This window comes from Enterobacter cloacae complex sp. EB5 (genome assembly GCF_031432835.1).
Taxonomy (GTDB): domain Bacteria; phylum Pseudomonadota; class Gammaproteobacteria; order Enterobacterales; family Enterobacteriaceae; genus Enterobacter; species Enterobacter hormaechei_C.
Genome location: NZ_CP133860.1, coordinates 3401765 through 3416956 on the forward strand (window position 1 = coordinate 3401765; position 15192 = coordinate 3416956).

The following is a 15192-nucleotide window of genomic DNA, read 5'->3' on the forward strand; positions in this document are numbered from 1 at the left end:
CTCTGTAATTACAGAGGGTTTTTGTTTATATCTACTCATATCTATTCACTCTACACCACATTTTTCGACGGTACAGATGACGGTATTACCCGAAAGGTATACTCTCATAGCGACAAAAATATGGATGCATTACGGGTGAATTGTGCTTACCGATACCAAACTTAAAAACCTCAAGCCTCAGGACAAATTATATAAAGTTTCCGACCGTGACGGGCTGTATGTCGCCGTGCTCACGTCAGGCTCTGTCTCGTTTCGCTACGACTACCGCATTAACGGGCGCCGGGAAACGCTGGTGATCGGCCAGTACGGTCGTGACGGTATCAGCCTGGCGGAAGCGCGAGAGGAATTGATTAACGCTAAAAAGCTCGTGAAGGCAGGCCAGTCGCCTGCTGCGGCAAAACGAGACGGTATTAAAAAGATCCGCGGGGCTGAGACGTTCGCGGTACATACCGACAGTTACATGAAGAATGCCACGCTGGCAGACAGTACGCGGGAACTTAAGCGGGCGATCATTGATCGTGACCTGATACCGTCACTCGGCAACAAACTAATGACTGAGATCACCACAGCGGCGGTTCGTGATTTGTGCGATAAAATCGTCCAGCGCGGTGGTAATGCAACAGCAGTAAGAGCCCGGGAGATAATCAGCAGTGTTTACCGTCATGCTAATGACAGAGGGCACGGGTTCTATAACCCAGCTGCTGATATAAAACCGTCCTCCATTGCCACATTTGTGGACAGGGAGCGATACCTTAGTCCAGAAGAAATTGGTGTATTTTTCCGTGCGCTGGATAGTTTCAGTGCAATGGGAACGCTGAAAATGGCAATCAAGCTCGTTCTGCTGACGATGGTCAGGAAAGGGGAGTTCACCAACGCCGAGCTTAAAGAAATCAGCTTCACAAAAGGGGTTTGGACCATCCCGGGCGAAAGAATGAAGAGCGGGAAACCTCATTCAATTTACCTTTCAAGGCAGGCACTTGATCTGATGGTAACTCTTCAGATGTGCGCCGGGGGTAGTATTTATCTTGTGCCTGGCCGATACGACTTCAACAAACCTATCTCCAACGCCTCGCTTAATTCCCTGATCGACCGCGTAGTGGCGCGCATAAACGAATCGGGTTATCACTTTGAACGCTTTACTGTGCATGATCTGCGACGTACCGCCAGCACTAACCTTCATGAAGCTGATTATCCATCAGACTGGATAGAGAAAGGCCAGGCCAGAAAGCAGAAAGGGACGAGAGCGGTTTACAATAAAGCAGAATATGCGCGGCAACGCGCTTACATGCTTCAGCAGTGGGCTGATATGGTTGATGCCTGGATAGCAGGGGAGCACACAGATCTGGTGCTGTTCTCCCCTTCGAAGTTTGAGAAGTGGATGGAAAGTCAGTAGCCGAAGAAAATGACTATTTAAATCTCGCTGATGAATTATGCCGCACGCTCCCGGCCCTGGTTGTCTGTTGGTGGAAATGGAGCATGTCCGAATGCTCTCGTCATCCCGGCGATATCCAGCGCGTATCCAGGGTGCAACTGCACCGCCGGGCCTTCGCACTGGTTGCCCCATACGTCAAAGCCATGCGACGACTGTCGGGCGAAAAGCTCAATGCGTGGCACATCTCCAAGCAACTGCACCAGTTTTTCACGGATCACGTCAGGTTTGCGCGAGTTCTCAAGGCGCGGCGCCGTGACGTGCTGGCAGATTGAAGCATCCATGCGCGCCGGCAGTTTCCCGCGTACCGCGAAAAGGCAGTCTTCGCTGTTCGCCCGGGTCATGTGTCCCATGCCGATCGCGCTGTTGCCTTTGTGCTTGTTCGTCTTGTGCCAGGTGAATCCCTTCATGGTCATCAGGCGGAAGCCCCATGCTTCGATTACCTTCAGTGCTTCAACCGGCTGTGTAGGTACCCACCACATAGCCAGCAGGCAATCTTCGGCAGCCAGATCCCACACTGGCAGGCGGCAGATATCGAGCACGTTCATAACCGGATATTTGAATCCAGCGCCGCGCTCGCCGTCTGCTGCTTTGTCGCGGTATACCCAAGGCGGATCTGCGTAGATAAGAGTGTATTTTCCGATCATGCTGCCACCTTCTTGCTGTTCATCAGCTCAGCCACGCGCTGAGCCTTCAATGGGTTTCTGATAACGTCGCCGTTCGGTGCTACCCATCCACGGCGAATGATGGAATAGGGCAGCGTGACACTGCCCACGGTGATCCCGTCGTGCGGTTTAGTCATAAACCACCCCGCGACATCCGATCCCGCTGTAGTCCAGGTGCGGGGTACGGTTCCCTTTGGTGATGCACTGCTGGCGGCGCACCGCGATGCGGGCGCGCTCAACTTCACCAACAGCGGCGTCCAGGCACTGGAGCCAGAGACGGGCCGCGATGCGGTAATGTCCGCGGCGCTCGCGCTCGATGGCCCGGCTTTCGATCTCCATTGCTTCCGGCGTTACTGCCACCACTCTTTCAACACGGCGCTGCGACACGTAGTCTTCGTGATAGCGCTCAAGCTTCGTCTTTTTCATCTGATCCAGAACTCTCAACTGATTACCGCCGCCAGCCACATCAGGTAGGCGACCACGGCCAGATACAGGTACACATCTGACCATCTGCCGATATGCTTCTTCAGCGCCGTCATGCTGCCGCACTCACGGATGCACCCTTAACTGGACGATACTTTCGCAGCTCAACCGGTGGCTTTTTTCCCTGGAATTCGTCCGGGCTATTCTTCCTGCGATCGTCAAGCCACTTCTCTACTTCTTCCTGGGTCCATGCCACTTTCCCATCGGTGATGTACCAGCGTTTCGGGAATTCGCCATCACGCTCCAGTAGGTCAATCGTGCTCCATGACAGTGGCACCACCTCAAGGAGTTTTTTCTTACTCAATGCACCTTTCATAACTATCTCTCCTGGTTGCAGGTGTGGCGCCGTGGCGCCACGGTGGTGATTACATAGGGACTTCGTTCAGCTCATCGCGACGGATGGTGTACACATCAGTAGCTTTAGCCAGGCGTTCATCATCGTTAGCGAGCTTTTTGGCGACGTATTTGTAGGCGTTATCCAGATCCTTCAGGGTGTTGTAGTTCATCGCTGCGTCAGTGAAAGCGCACAGAATCTCTTCTGGATCGCGGTCATCGCTGCTCTTTGGTTTCTCTTCCTGCTTTTGCTCAGGCTTGGAGTTGATCAGCTTGTTCATGCCGGTCGCGGTTGCAGGTGTCGGCGTGATATCGCGTTCAACGCGCGGTGCCGTTTCCTGCAATTCGTCAGGGGTGTACACGCCCATGATGACGTCTGGGCAATGCAGGCGTGACCAGCGCTTTGTCGCCAGGTATGCGAGTTGTTGTTTCGGATCGCTAGCCCAAAGCGTGGAGTTTCTTACCTGTGCCTGAGACAGCATTAACTCGAGAACTCGAGGATGATCCTCACCCTTCATAGTTGCCCATACGCGAACACCGCAGCCTTCTTCGTCTTTAAGGGTCCATCCAGGTGCGATATACGGGTTGCCGTTTTTGGATGTTTTCTCAACAAACTTTCCGATCACGCGTTCCCACGGCCCGAACCACTCATAGTTGATGCGATCTTTGGTTGGAGACATGGTTGAGATAACCGCGTTTACTAACTGGGCTTCATAGCCGAGCGTGCCGCTCACAACATGGGTTTTCTGCGCAACGGCGAATGGGTTCATTCCCCACTGCGCAGCCTGCATTGCTACAGCCATGCAATCAGCTGGTTTCCCGGCGAGGTGAGCCGGTACCGTCACACGGCTTTGCGCCATTACTTCGGCGAACTTCATCAGTTGGTTCAAACCCTCAGGGCTGAAAATTGTTGCAGCAGTTCCAGCGATTGCTGTGTCTACTGGTGCGTTGATGTTTGCGATGTCGTTGCTCATACGTGCATATCCTGTTTGCGTGCCCACTCAGGGCGTTTAATAATTTCAAATCCACCCCATTCGCCTGACTCGCGGCACTGGTGGTATGTATTCAGATCCCGGCGGAACAGTGCGTGCCCGGCATCTACGTCCGGCGCATCCAGCTCGAACACGCGCACCGGGTAGCGTCCGCAGTCGATGGTTTCGCTCACAGCCAGGAAGAAGAATCCGTGCGGCTCGCCGGTGGTCTGATGCGCGCCTTCGCGGTACATGGCATCCTGCACGTGGTACCTGAATTCCTCGATGTGGCGGGCGAACCGCTCCATATCGGCAACCTTCTTCACGTCCAGAAGCACCGGGTGATGCTTCAAGCGCTTGTCCGGACGAATGCGGCACAGCTCTCCGGTTTCCGGATCCGTCCAGTAGTGCGATGCTTCGCAGAATCCTTCCGCTTCAAGCAGCCAGCGCGCAGCCGGGTGTGCCATCGCGCTGTCGCGCATAAGTTTCAGCTTGCGGCCCTGTTCGGCATCCATCACCGTCATGCCCATGTTCTCAACATCTTTAAGGAAGGCTTCCTGATCTGCTTTCCCCTGATTGGTTCTCAGGTTGAACTGCGGCGCCACGATAAAACGCTTATCGAATTCTTCCGGCTCCAGCAGCAGGCAGTGCAGGGCGGTACCCATGTCAAGCGCTTTCAGCTTTTCTGTGTCGACCGGCGCGGATTTCTGCCACGGCAACAGGGCCGGGCTCAACGCCACCATATCCAGCTGCGACTTACTCACGCCGTCGCCGGCGTGGTAATCCTCGTTGCTGATGTCGAAGTAAATTCCTGGCATCATGCCGCAGTCCTCGCCGTGTCCAGCTGGTCAGCCAGATCCCACTTCGCGATGATGCTGGTCATCGCGGCCTGGTAAGCTGCGAGAGCCTCTTCGAATTCCGTGCTCATCATCAGTTCTTCAAGAATTTCGGTGCGCACGCCTTTGCGTTCCAGCTCATAGAAAGGCTTTTGCAGCTGGTGGAACTTGATAGCGTCGATCAGCTCCACCTGGCGCGCGTAGTGCAACTGACTCAGCTGGTAGTCGCTGTCGATGCTATTCATGATTTTTTTCAGGTTATTAATCTGCTGGATGTTCATACGCACCTCAGTACTTGATAGAGATTGCAGAAACCTTCCCGCTGGCGATGGCTATCAGCGCTTTCTCAGCCATTTCCTGCGGAAGACCACTTTCAATCAGGTCTGCAATAGCCTGACGATTGATGGTGCGGCGATGCTCTTTGTCAGCTGCGCGGCGCGCTTCTTCATCGGCGATGCGTTTCTGTTCTGCCAGTCGAACTGCTTCCGCTTCTTCCTGACGGCGGCGCTCCGCTGCGATAGCGTCGTTCTTTTCCTGCTCAGCTTTTTCCGCAGCGGCTTTTGCTTCACGCTCTGCTTTCTGCTGGGCTTCAATTTTTTCGCGCTCTGCGCGTTCAGTTGCAGCCTTGGCTTCAGCTTCACGGCGTGCAGAAGCATCAATCTCGGCCTGTGCTTTTGCTTCTGCATCACGCTTAGCCTGTTCTGCTGCTTCGCGGCGTATAGCTTCTTCACGTTCTAGACGTGCTTTTTCCTCTGCCTCTTTGCGCAGGCGTTCCAGCTCAGCCGCTTCGTGCTCGCGCTTTTGCGCTACTACCAGCGACGCTTCCAGTTGCTGAATGGTTGAGTCTTTAGCCACTCCCGCCTCTGCTGCACGCTCCTGCCAGCTGTCATCCAGCACCACGGATTTAGCCTCCAGAATGCGAGCCTGAATATCAGTGGATGGCAGGTAATTTCCGGTGGTGTCGATCACTTCAGCCAGTGCGCGCAAATCCACAAGGCGCTGCTGCAATGCTTCGGTGCGTGCCTTTTCAGCGTCTTCCCATTCGGTAAGTGGGCGGCGAACTTCGTCGCGAAGCTGATCGCATTCGGTCACGAAGCGTCGCAGTTCTGCTTCGACCACTTTTGGTTGCTCCTTCAGGCGCTTCAGGTAATCACGGCCTGGCTTTTCAACTGCCGTCTTGCTGCGTGATACCTGGGCGGCGAGGGATGCGATACGGGCGCGGCCTTTGGCTGTGCTCAGGTCAGGAACCTCGTTAACGCCATCACGGATCTGTTCAAGGAACTTATCCAGACCGTTTTCAACGTAAATGCTTGGCGCCAGGTCCGGCGCGATTTCGATGATTGCTAATTCACTCACTTGCTCACCCCCATATCCATTTCAGTTTTGACTGCCATCTTGGTGACAAACGCCCAGTTGATGGCCTCATGCAGAGTGCGGCACTTGGTGCTCATCAGCCCGCACGCCGTAACGCAGTACCAGCCGTTGATGATTTTCCACTGCATAATTCGTTACCTCAGTGTTACCGTTGAGGTAATAATTATCCTTATGTGGTTTGAAGTCAATAGGTATGATTATAAAAAATTACCCGTAAGGTAATTCTAAGGGCAATAAAAAAGCCGCTCAATGGCGGCTTAGTATCTGAAATTTATAAAGTTATTCTTGCGTTTTACCGTTCTGAACAATCACGAAATCGACGTAGCTCTCGATCTTACTTTTCTCGCTCTCAGGTAACAATGCGTAGCGGGCCCGGTCGTAATGGATGGTCGCCGGGTCGCGAGGATGGATGAGCAGCTCATATCCCCGGCGCCCGAACGCGCTGGCGATCGCCTCCAGGGTGGAGATGGAAACGCTAACCTCATTGTTCAGCATGCGGTTGATTGTCGCCTGGGCAACGCCGGACGCCTTCGACAGCTTACCCTGGGAGGACAGGTCGCGGTTGTTCTGCATCCACGCTTCGAGGTTATGCGCCGCCAACTGGCCGATATCGGAGGCGGTGATCTCCTCCTGGGGGATTGCAACAGCAGATAATGAGTGGTCGACGTCCAGCCAGTTCGACGGCTTGTTCGCTGCCTTCTCAATCTTGCGCGCCACCGTGTCGCCAACAACCTTCTGCCCGCGGGCCCAGCGGTTCACCAGGTTTGCCTGAGTTCCCAGTTTTTCCGCCAGACGAGTCTGCACCCCGTTAAAGTCACGGTCGATGATATCGTTAATATTCTGCCTGCGGATATCCTGAATACTTTTCATGCTCTGGTGAATCGCCTCATATATGAATTAGTTAGTGGTTCAATTAAAAGCGAATTTACCTCACAGGTAAATGCACCTCACAGGTAACAAACCTTGATTTTTATTACCTTCTGGGTGAATATTTGTTATCTGAAATTAATATCAGGCAATAGCTATGAGCGAGAACGAAAAATTCGACTTCAAAAAACACTGGTTGCAACTCACTCCTGATGAGCGAAATGCCTTTGCTGACGAGGCCGGAACGACCAGCCACTACATCCAGACTCATCTGACAGGCCGTCGTAAAATGCCCGGTAAGACATTGATGAATGGGTTATTTAAGGCATGCAAACAACGCGGCTGGGTCAGAACAAAGCCGGAACTGGCTATCTTCTTCTACGAATAAAACCTCCTTCAAACCCCCATCAGGCCGCCTTCTGGCGGTCTTTTCATATCTATTCAGTCCTCTCAGGTAATAATGATCCAAATATGGTTGATCTTTTTTCGGCCATCGCACAAAATTACCAAAGATAAATTTCAAAGAGAGGTGCAAATGAAGCGATTAACTCAGCGTGAAGCTCTCGAAATGGGCCTCGCCAGGTTCTACACCGGCAAGAAGTGCATTCACGGGCATGACAGTGAGCGCTACACCCTCAGTGGTGAATGCGTTAAGTGCAACAACGAGCGGGCTCGACGCCAGCAGCAGTTGCGTTCAGATAAATTAAAGGCAGCCAGAAAGGCGCGGGAGGCAGCATGAAGATTTTTTTCTCCGGTTCCAGTGCTCAATTATGCATTGAAGCAGAGTCAGAAGAAGAAAAGGCGATGCTCATTATGTGGCACCGGCTGAACATTTCAGATCAGACAATGTACTGCGACATGGTTAATACTGGTTGCTTCGCTGGGTTGCGCCTTTGTGGAATCACTGATCTCGAGAAAGAGTAGGTTCATATGGCTAATCAATGGCTACGTCTTTGGCATGATATGCCTAATGACCCGAAGTGGAGAACCATAGCGAGAATATCCGGTCAACCGATAGCTCTCGTTCAGGCCGTTTATGTCCACCTTCTTGTTAGCGGGTCACAAAATGTCACGCGAGGTCACGCTGATGTCACGAACGAGGACTTAGCGTCACATTTTGACGTGACTGAGTGTGACATAGACGCTGTTATTAACGCCATGCAGGGCCGTGTTTTGGATGGAACATACCTTACAGGGTGGGAGCGGAGACAGCCTAAAAAGGAGGACCGTGGCAATGATGAAACAGGAGCAAAATCAGCAACTCAGAGAAAAAGAGAGCAGCGTGAAAGGCAGCGGATGCGACAACAAGAAAGCAATGAGTCACGGCAATGTCACGACAAGTCACGAAATGTCACGACAGATAAAGAAGAGATAAAGAGAAGAGAAGATATAAAAGATAAACCCCACACAGGGAGCGAGCAAAATTCACCTGTGGATAACTCTGCTGTTGGCGGTGAACCAGATCCGGATGCGAACAACGCGATGCTGAATGGCTACATTGCGCCTGGCGGAATGGGTGAGTTTGGAAAATTCCAGATGCACGACAACTGGAAGCCGGATCAGCAGTTCACCAGACGAGCTTCTCAGTGGGGCATAACCCTGAAGACGGACATCACGCCGTTCGAGCTGGCAGAATTCATCACGTACTGGAAAGCGGAGGGCAAAGCATTCCACCACGACCAGTGGCAGCAGAAGCTGGCGAGAAGCGTGCAGCAGTCCAGGTCAAGGCCAGTCGCCCAGCAGCAGAGAAGGGATATCAACGACGTTCCGGAGCCGGACAAGGCCATACCGCAGGGATTCAGGGGATACCAGCCCTCATAGCAGCACCAGCGCGGCAGCGCATTTTTTTACGCCAGCATAATTACCTTGAAGGTAACAAAATATGCGCATAGCTATTGATTTTAACTCTAATGTGGATTTAAATTACCTGAGAGGTAAGTCATGACAGTAGTTTTAGGAATTGACCCGGGATGCAGCGGGGCGCTGGTTCTCGTAACTGAGCAGGGCGGCTACATCGACCATCTGGCAATGCCAACCATCAAGGTCGGCACAAAGTCCAGGGTGAACGGCGCCGCGGTGGCGGCATGGCTCAGGCAGTACGGGATAGCCCATGCATATCTCGAGCAGGTCGGTGCAATGCCAGGGCAGGGAACGGCAAGCATGTTCACGTTCGGGCATGCAGCTGGCGTAGCGGAGGGGATCCTCCAGGGACTCAACATTCCGTACACGCTGGTAACGCCGCAGGCCTGGAAGAAGTCAGCCGGGCTTATCGGCAGCGACAAGGACGCAGCGCGCAGCAGGGCCATTCAGCTTTACCCGGAACTCAGGGCGCTGGATGCCAAAGCGAAAGGCCAGGCCATCGCGGATGCGCTGTTAATCGCAAGGTTCGGGATAGGCGTTAAATAACCATCCTTTTTGATATCAACGTAATCAATAACTTATACGGGTAAGCGGGGGTAAAGATGGAATGCAATGTGAGTGAGTTGGTAAAGCGCGGTCATGACAAGGCCGCACAACTTAAATCATCAGGCGGTGCTGTATCGCAGTTGATAAGCGATCTGGCTACGCATCTGGATGTGCAACTGGCTCGTAGTAATGCGCTGGCTGCGGAGAATGCGGGGCTGAAGGCCTTCAAAACCGCCGTATATCAGCAGATGGGCGCTGGCTGCGAGGCTCCTGAATTTTCTATCACGGAAGGTCAGAGAAACCTACGCCGCTTCGCTGACACGCTCCATGCCATCGAGCGCGAATTCTTTACCAAAGAAGTCCCTGATGAAGAATACGAAGGCGAAACCGTCGAAGAATGCCCGTTAACCTGGGGAATGAGTGTCGAACAATACGTTGCTGAATTCCGCAAATGCCTGGCTGAAGTGCGGGCGCAGGCCCACAAGGAAGGCGCTCACTTTGTTGCTAACAGGATGCTGGCCGCATGGGATGCTGGTTTTATCGACGACACAGCAAAGAACGCGGCAGATATCGCGCGGATGATCCTGACGTCAACAGAGTTTATGGCTGGTGCGCCAGTGGATGATTTCGACCGCTCGTTCGCTGATGGCGTACTCGAAGACATAGCCGCCCAGCTTCGCAAAGGGGTGCAGTCATGACTCGCATCCGTAACTTTGGCTGGAATCGACTCAAACTGGCAACTCTGTCTTACGACGAACTCAATCAGCTTGAGGAGCAGGTGAAGCTCGAACACGCCTGCAAAGACGGCATCCACATGTACGACAAAGCAGGCCGTGACAAGCTCGATTCTCTGAGTTGGGCCGTATACAACAAGCAGAAGCAGGAGTCCGCCCAATGAGCAACATCGATAAACAGGCGCTGCGTGAAGTTGCGGAGAAGGCGACACCAGGCCCGTGGCTATGGATTAACACTGGATCTTATTTCTCGTTCCTGGTTCCTCAGAGCAATCAAGATCCCCACAATTGCATTATTGATGATGGATCATCTTGGGGTGAGTATGGGGCGGTAATTAAACCAGAAAGCCCTGATGGTGTATTCATCGCCTCAGCCAATCCCGCCACTGTGATGGCGCTGCTGGATGAGCTGGAAGCCAAAGACAAGCAGATCGACGATCTGAAAGCAACGGCGGCACATTCCAATGCTGGATGGACGGAGGCGCATAGACAGGAAGCCAGGGCTGAAGCCGCAGAGAAACGGATTGCTGACCAGTGCGGAATCATCGCATCGGCGAGGAAGTTCATCAGCGAGTACGCTGGTCTTGGTGATGTTGGCGCTGCTGAGTTCATAAAAATAATCGACCGCGCCGCAGTCGGTAAAGGAGAGGCATCATGAACACTCTTACCAAAGAATGGCTACTGAAGACCATCGCGGAGCTCGAAGAAGAGCGAGATGCTGTGCCTGGCATCGTAAACGAAGATGCTGCGATGTCTCTGGCGGCGATGAAGATTGCGCTGGCATCGCTCGAAGCGGAGGCTGTGTGCGTCATCGACCAGTCCAATCTTGATTATCTCAAATCTGGCTCCGATGCAGACGTATGGCCTGCGTCCAGAGCAGAGATGGGTGATGTGCTTCTGTATCGCTCCGCCCCGCCAGTTCCGGTGTCTGTGCCTGATGAAGTCAATGTGCTTCTGAATCATCTTGAGGATGTATTGCCGGATGATGCGTTTAATCTGATCGATGTGAAAACATGGAATAACGTCTCCATGCTATCTCGCTCTGATGTCTACCGCGCCGCCATGCTTCAGGGTGCCGAACCTGTAACGACGGCTAACAAGTTGCGCGACGCAGTGGAAACCATTCGCAACTCTGGCATTGAAATCGACGCTGAGAAAATATTTGCCGAGCGTGATGCTCTCAACGCTCCAGACTGCTGGTGCCGAACATGCCGACCAATAACGCTTACTGATATGCGATTTGTCGTCTGCCCTGACTGTGGCAACAAACGCTGCCCGCGTGCCAATGACCACAGGAATGCATGCACCGGAAGCAACGATCCAGGTCAGGAAGGCAGTGCATATCCAGCAGCACCGCAGCAGGAGGTGAAGTGATGGGCTTAAAAATTTACGGCAATAACATATCAAACAGCGAAACCGCTTACTCATTCCACTCTGAAATGAAGATGACTTGCCAGCAGTGCAAGCACACGGAATTCGTGAAAGGTAACTTGATTGAGAACGTCAAATGCCCTGCATGCGGTGGGAATGATCTGGTCTTTGAAACGTCAGCGCCGAAGGATGAGGTGAAGTCGTGAGCAAACTCAAACAGCGGCGCCTGCGCCGCCTTAAAGCGGACGTGGCATGGTGGAAAGGTGAAGCATCTGACCTGTACGCCAGAGTCATGGAGCAGGCCGACGAAATAGCCGAACTCCGCAGGCTGGTTATCCGCGTGCCGATGCCGGTGGTGGTCCCAGAGTCTGTGGCTAATGAACTGAAATTGAGAGAGGAGGGGTGATGGATAAGTGTCAGGGTATTTTCGGGAAATTGTTCGGGCACTCATATCGCCCAGCTATCACCAGGGGAGCGCCATCTTCTTTAAAAATTGGAGAAGTTGAGGGAAGTAGCAGCGCAGTAATCGAAGTGATCAACAGCACCAGGCCAGAGACGTATCACGGTATTTATTGCAAGCGCTGCGGGAAGGTGATCAATGGTGAGGTTTAATTTCATAATGTGCTTTATTGGTGTTGTTTTGATGTCAGCATCAGACCCTGCCAGCGGAGATGCGGGTGGGTTGATCTTCGGAATCATGGTAGTCATGGTTTCAGCTCTGGTGGTTGTGTCTGAGGCATACAGAAAAATGGATGCGATTACTTATATTCGCGAGGTTCACTGATGGCTAAGACCGCAGCAGAACGCAAAGCAGCGCAGCGCGCCCGCCAGGCGGAAGCCGGTGAGCGAAAGCTGGAGCTGGTGTTAGACGAGCAGGAAATGGATATGCTGGCGCGGAACTGCGCGGAGCGTCGACCGGGACGCGACCCATACGAACTGAGCGAGTACATTGCCCTGCTGATTCGCCAGGATGATGCCCGGGTGCGCGGACGCATCAAAGCTATCAGCGCCAACCGGTGCGGCAAGTGCGGAGACAGCCTGCCGGTGAAGTCCTGTCCGTGCGCCGGTGATTCTGCGTGCTGGGTTACGCAGGGCTGGCATGAAACGAAACTTGCGGTGTGACCTGTCACGGCGTATTGACTAAATCCTCACATGATTATACTGTTTAAATATACAGTATTTTTATGTGAGGTTCCATTATGGGCTTTCCATCCCCGTCCATGGATTACGCAGAATCAGCGCTGACCGTTTCCAGGTTGTGCAACTATGATGCGAACTGCCGCGCAGTTGAGACATCGCAGGGATACGCTGTGATCAACATATCAAGAAAGGCAGCACATGGTGATGCTGTTCTGGTTTCCTTTCATGGTCACATCCAGTTTGCCAGAGTACGCGGGAGAGCGCTTATCACTGATGACGGCGAAGCCATTGAAGGTTCCGCGCTGGACGATGCAGTTGTGATTGGTGTCCTGACCCATCTGATTAACAGAGTTACGCCAGAAGCTGACGAAGACATTCCCGTTATGTAACATTCCCGCCACCATGTTAGTATTACCACAACGGTAATTATTACCCTGGTGGTTACAATGCCTGCTGAACCAAAAGCCCACAAACGTAAATCAACGCAATTTAAGCCACTGACAGCGATGCAGGAGGCTTATTGCCAGTCATACATCAAGACGCCGGAGAACCAGACTCAGGCGGCGATTAACGCCGGATTCTCGCCAAACACGGCAGCAGTTAAAGCCAGCGTGATGATGCGCGATGAACGCATCCAGAAACGCATTGCCGAGTTGATGGAAGAGCGCAACAAGCGCCTGCGCGTCAGCGCCGATTATGTCCTTCTGCGCCTGGTTGAGATCGACCAGATGGATGTGCTGGATATCCTGAACGATGACGGCGGGATGAAGCCGATCGCTGAATGGCCTAAGGTATGGCGCACCTCCCTCAGCGCGATGGATATCGCTACCATCAAGACTACTCAGGCCTCCCTGCAAAAAGAGAATGGCGAGGCGGATCTGTCTGTTGAGGATGTCGAGCATATTCTGAAGAAGGTGAAGTGGCCGGACAAGGTGAAGAACCTCGAGCTTATCGGTAAGCACGTCGACGTCAACGCGTTCAAAGAGCGCCTGGAGGTTTCCGGCACCGTCACCATCGCCGAACGCATGGCGAAGGCCCGTGACCGTGTTAAGAAACAGGCTGGTGGTGAAGAATGACAGCAGCAGCCATGTCGCCGGAAGAGCAGCTCGTCGAGGATATTGCTTCGTTCACGTATGACCCGCTGGGCTATGCGCTGTATGCGTTTCCGTGGGGCGAGGAAGGAACAGAACTGGCACACGCCACCGGGCCGCGTAAGTGGCAGGCTGACGCATTCCGCGAGATACGCGATCACCTCCAGAACCCCGCGACGCGTCACCAGCCGCTGATGCTGGCTCGCGCATCCGGACACGGTATCGGCAAATCCGCTTTCATTTCGATGCTCATCAACTGGGGCATGTCGACCTGCGAGGACTGCAAGGTGGTGGTGACCGCCAACACTGACAACCAGCTGCGCACAAAGACCTGGCCGGAAATCATCAAATGGTCGAATCTGGCTATCACGAAAGAGTGGTTCACCTGCACCGCCACGGCGATGTACAGCAACGATCCGGGACATGATAAACGCTGGCGCGCTGACGCAATCCCGTGGTCTGAGCACAACACAGAGGCGTTCGCCGGGCTGCACAACGAGCGCAAGCGCATCATCGTGGTATTCGATGAAGCCTCCAATATTGCCGATCTGGTGTGGGAGGTTGCCGAAGGCGCACTGACGGACGAAGACACGGAAATTATCTGGGTAGCGTTTGGGAACCCGACGCGTAACACCGGGCGTTTCCGCGAATGCTTCCGCAAATACAAGCACCGCTGGAAGTGCGCGCAGATTGATTCACGCACCGTGGAAGGCACGAACAAACAGCAACTCCAGAAATGGGTGGATGACTACGGCGAGGACAGCGACTTCGTGAAGGTCCGTGTGCGGGGGATCTTCCCTGACGCGTCAGAACTCCAGTTTATCCCGACCGGGCTCACTGACGAGGCGATGAAGCGCGTAGTGACCGCTGCGCAGGTGGCGCATGCACCGGTGATTATCGGCGTCGACCCGGCATATTCCGGCGTGGATGACGCAGTGATATACCTGCGCCAGGGGCTGCACAGCAAAGTGCTCTGGACCGGCAACAAGACCACTGACGACCTGATTATGGCGAAGCGCATCGCCGACTTTGAAGATCAGTACCAGGCTGACGCGGTGTTTATCGACTTCGGCTACGGCACCGGGTTGAAGTCAATCGGCGATGGCTGGGGCCGGACGTGGCAGTTAATCCCGTTCGGCGGCGGCTCGACAGATCCCCAGATGCTCAATAAGCGCGGCGAGATGTTCAACAGCTGCAAAACGTGGCTGAAGCTCGGCGGCGCGCTGGATGACCAGGAGACGGCGGATGACCTGTCGGCGGCGGAGTACAAAGTCAGGGTGGACGGTAAGATCGTCATTGAGCCGAAGGAAGATATCAAAGAGCGCCTGGGCCGTTCGCCGGGCAAGGGTGACGCGTTGCTGCTGACGTTTGCTTTCCCGGTTACGAAGCGCCTGCGCATTCCTGGTCAGGAGAGTCAGCGGGGGAAAGCGGTCACAGAGTATGACCCGTGGAAATAACAAAGCCCGCGCATCGGCGGGCTGATTGTGACATG

At 53.7% G+C, this 15192-nt stretch carries 27 protein-coding genes; 15 read left to right on the forward strand and 12 right to left on the reverse strand.

Going from position 1 to position 15192, the window contains the following annotated elements:
- Positions 1-142 precede the first annotated feature (142 nt).
- Positions 143-1393 carry a site-specific integrase gene (locus RHN82_RS16350; RefSeq protein ID WP_047050290.1) on the forward strand — a complete coding sequence of 417 codons (1251 nt, stop codon included), beginning with the start codon at positions 143-145 and terminating at the stop codon, positions 1391-1393.
- 35 nt (positions 1394-1428) lie between these two features.
- Here RHN82_RS16350 and RHN82_RS16355 read toward each other — a convergent pair whose 3' ends face one another.
- The 10 genes from RHN82_RS16355 to RHN82_RS16400 all read right to left on the reverse strand — a co-directional run bounded on the left by RHN82_RS16355 (position 1429) and on the right by RHN82_RS16400 (position 6961).
- The gene (locus RHN82_RS16355) at positions 1429-2076 is read right to left on the reverse strand and encodes an MT-A70 family methyltransferase (RefSeq protein ID WP_047050289.1); all 648 of its coding nucleotides are present in this window, start codon (positions 2074-2076) and stop codon (positions 1429-1431) included.
- A complete protein-coding gene (locus RHN82_RS16360; protein ID WP_047050287.1) occupies positions 2073-2231 on the reverse strand; it encodes a DUF1317 family protein in 159 nt (52 codons plus the stop codon). The genes RHN82_RS16355 and RHN82_RS16360 overlap by 4 nt, the downstream gene beginning before the upstream one ends.
- A complete protein-coding gene (locus RHN82_RS16365; RefSeq protein ID WP_032634921.1) occupies positions 2224-2520 on the reverse strand; it encodes a PerC family transcriptional regulator in 297 nt (98 codons plus the stop codon). The genes RHN82_RS16360 and RHN82_RS16365 overlap by 8 nt, the downstream gene beginning before the upstream one ends.
- 109 nt (positions 2521-2629) lie before the next feature.
- Complete coding sequence (locus RHN82_RS16370; protein WP_047050285.1) at positions 2630-2893, reverse strand: AlpA family transcriptional regulator; 264 nt, start codon at positions 2891-2893, stop codon at positions 2630-2632.
- A gap of 49 nt (positions 2894-2942) precedes the next feature.
- A complete protein-coding gene (locus RHN82_RS16375; RefSeq protein WP_047050283.1) occupies positions 2943-3884 on the reverse strand; it encodes a RecT family recombinase in 942 nt (313 codons plus the stop codon).
- The gene (locus RHN82_RS16380) at positions 3881-4702 is read right to left on the reverse strand and encodes a PD-(D/E)XK nuclease-like domain-containing protein (RefSeq protein ID WP_048982973.1); all 822 of its coding nucleotides are present in this window, start codon (positions 4700-4702) and stop codon (positions 3881-3883) included. The genes RHN82_RS16375 and RHN82_RS16380 overlap by 4 nt, the downstream gene beginning before the upstream one ends.
- Entirely contained in the window at positions 4699-4998 is a 300-nt protein-coding gene (locus RHN82_RS16385) for a hypothetical protein (RefSeq protein ID WP_047050279.1), read from the reverse strand. Before RHN82_RS16385 ends, RHN82_RS16380 begins: the two co-directional genes overlap by 4 nt.
- 7 nt (positions 4999-5005) lie before the next feature.
- Entirely contained in the window at positions 5006-6073 is a 1068-nt protein-coding gene (locus RHN82_RS16390; RefSeq protein ID WP_047050277.1) for a hypothetical protein, read from the reverse strand.
- On the reverse strand, positions 6070-6219 hold the full coding sequence (locus RHN82_RS16395; RefSeq protein WP_162843058.1) for a hypothetical protein: 150 nt from the start codon (positions 6217-6219) through the stop codon (positions 6070-6072). The genes RHN82_RS16390 and RHN82_RS16395 overlap by 4 nt, the downstream gene beginning before the upstream one ends.
- Positions 6220-6370: 151 nt before the next feature.
- Positions 6371-6961, reverse strand: a complete 591-nt coding sequence (locus RHN82_RS16400; RefSeq protein WP_047050275.1) for a helix-turn-helix transcriptional regulator — start codon at positions 6959-6961, stop codon at positions 6371-6373.
- 154 nt (positions 6962-7115) lie between these two features.
- Between RHN82_RS16400 and RHN82_RS16405 the strand changes: the two genes are divergently transcribed.
- The 11 genes from RHN82_RS16405 (at position 7116) to RHN82_RS16455 (ending at position 11875) form a co-directional block, all read left to right on the forward strand.
- Positions 7116-7346 (forward strand): hypothetical protein, encoded by a 231-nt coding sequence (locus RHN82_RS16405; protein ID WP_032634928.1) that lies wholly within the window; start codon positions 7116-7118, stop codon positions 7344-7346.
- Between the two features lie 147 nt (positions 7347-7493).
- Positions 7494-7697, forward strand: a complete 204-nt coding sequence (locus RHN82_RS16410; protein ID WP_047050345.1) for a hypothetical protein — start codon at positions 7494-7496, stop codon at positions 7695-7697.
- Complete coding sequence (locus RHN82_RS16415; RefSeq protein ID WP_047050271.1) at positions 7694-7882, forward strand: hypothetical protein; 189 nt, start codon at positions 7694-7696, stop codon at positions 7880-7882. The genes RHN82_RS16410 and RHN82_RS16415 overlap by 4 nt, the downstream gene beginning before the upstream one ends.
- A 304-nt stretch (positions 7883-8186) precedes the next feature.
- Positions 8187-8333, forward strand: coding sequence for a hypothetical protein (locus tag RHN82_RS16420; protein WP_227788524.1), 147 nt, complete (start codon positions 8187-8189; stop codon positions 8331-8333).
- Between the two features lie 56 nt (positions 8334-8389).
- Complete coding sequence (locus tag RHN82_RS16425; protein ID WP_227788522.1) at positions 8390-8779, forward strand: DnaT-like ssDNA-binding domain-containing protein; 390 nt, start codon at positions 8390-8392, stop codon at positions 8777-8779.
- A 120-nt stretch (positions 8780-8899) separates the two neighbouring features.
- A complete protein-coding gene (locus tag RHN82_RS16430) occupies positions 8900-9364 on the forward strand; it encodes a crossover junction endodeoxyribonuclease RuvC (RefSeq protein WP_047050270.1) in 465 nt (154 codons plus the stop codon).
- A 56-nt stretch (positions 9365-9420) separates the two neighbouring features.
- On the forward strand, positions 9421-10062 hold the full coding sequence (locus tag RHN82_RS16435) for a hypothetical protein (RefSeq protein ID WP_047050268.1): 642 nt from the start codon (positions 9421-9423) through the stop codon (positions 10060-10062).
- Complete coding sequence (locus tag RHN82_RS16440; protein ID WP_047050266.1) at positions 10059-10262, forward strand: hypothetical protein; 204 nt, start codon at positions 10059-10061, stop codon at positions 10260-10262. Before RHN82_RS16435 ends, RHN82_RS16440 begins: the two co-directional genes overlap by 4 nt.
- Entirely contained in the window at positions 10259-10756 is a 498-nt protein-coding gene (locus tag RHN82_RS16445; protein WP_052768113.1) for an ead/Ea22-like family protein, read from the forward strand. Before RHN82_RS16440 ends, RHN82_RS16445 begins: the two co-directional genes overlap by 4 nt.
- Positions 10753-11472 (forward strand): hypothetical protein, encoded by a 720-nt coding sequence (locus RHN82_RS16450; RefSeq protein ID WP_047050265.1) that lies wholly within the window; start codon positions 10753-10755, stop codon positions 11470-11472. The genes RHN82_RS16445 and RHN82_RS16450 overlap by 4 nt, the downstream gene beginning before the upstream one ends.
- A 199-nt stretch (positions 11473-11671) precedes the next feature.
- Positions 11672-11875 carry a hypothetical protein gene (locus RHN82_RS16455; protein WP_047050260.1) on the forward strand — a complete coding sequence of 68 codons (204 nt, stop codon included), beginning with the start codon at positions 11672-11674 and terminating at the stop codon, positions 11873-11875.
- 80 nt (positions 11876-11955) lie between these two features.
- On the opposite strand, the gene RHN82_RS16460 is transcribed toward RHN82_RS16455, so the two are convergent.
- Positions 11956-12177, reverse strand: a complete 222-nt coding sequence (locus tag RHN82_RS16460) for a hypothetical protein (protein WP_128753951.1) — start codon at positions 12175-12177, stop codon at positions 11956-11958.
- Positions 12178-12252: 75 nt separating this feature from the next.
- Here RHN82_RS16460 and RHN82_RS16465 point away from each other — a divergent pair, with 75 nt between their 5' ends.
- Positions 12253-12591, forward strand: coding sequence for a hypothetical protein (locus tag RHN82_RS16465; RefSeq protein WP_047050256.1), 339 nt, complete (start codon positions 12253-12255; stop codon positions 12589-12591).
- Between the two features lie 200 nt (positions 12592-12791).
- Here RHN82_RS16465 and RHN82_RS16470 read toward each other — a convergent pair whose 3' ends face one another.
- Positions 12792-13001: a hypothetical protein gene (locus RHN82_RS16470; protein WP_047050254.1), complete on the reverse strand. Its 210-nt coding sequence runs from the start codon at positions 12999-13001 to the stop codon at positions 12792-12794.
- 54 nt (positions 13002-13055) lie between these two features.
- Here RHN82_RS16470 and RHN82_RS16475 point away from each other — a divergent pair, with 54 nt between their 5' ends.
- Together RHN82_RS16475 and RHN82_RS16480 are read left to right on the forward strand one after the other, a co-directional pair.
- Positions 13056-13685, forward strand: coding sequence for a terminase small subunit (locus RHN82_RS16475; RefSeq protein WP_047050252.1), 630 nt, complete (start codon positions 13056-13058; stop codon positions 13683-13685).
- Entirely contained in the window at positions 13682-15157 is a 1476-nt protein-coding gene (locus RHN82_RS16480) for a hypothetical protein (RefSeq protein WP_047050251.1), read from the forward strand. Before RHN82_RS16475 ends, RHN82_RS16480 begins: the two co-directional genes overlap by 4 nt.
- Positions 15158-15192 lie beyond the last annotated feature (35 nt).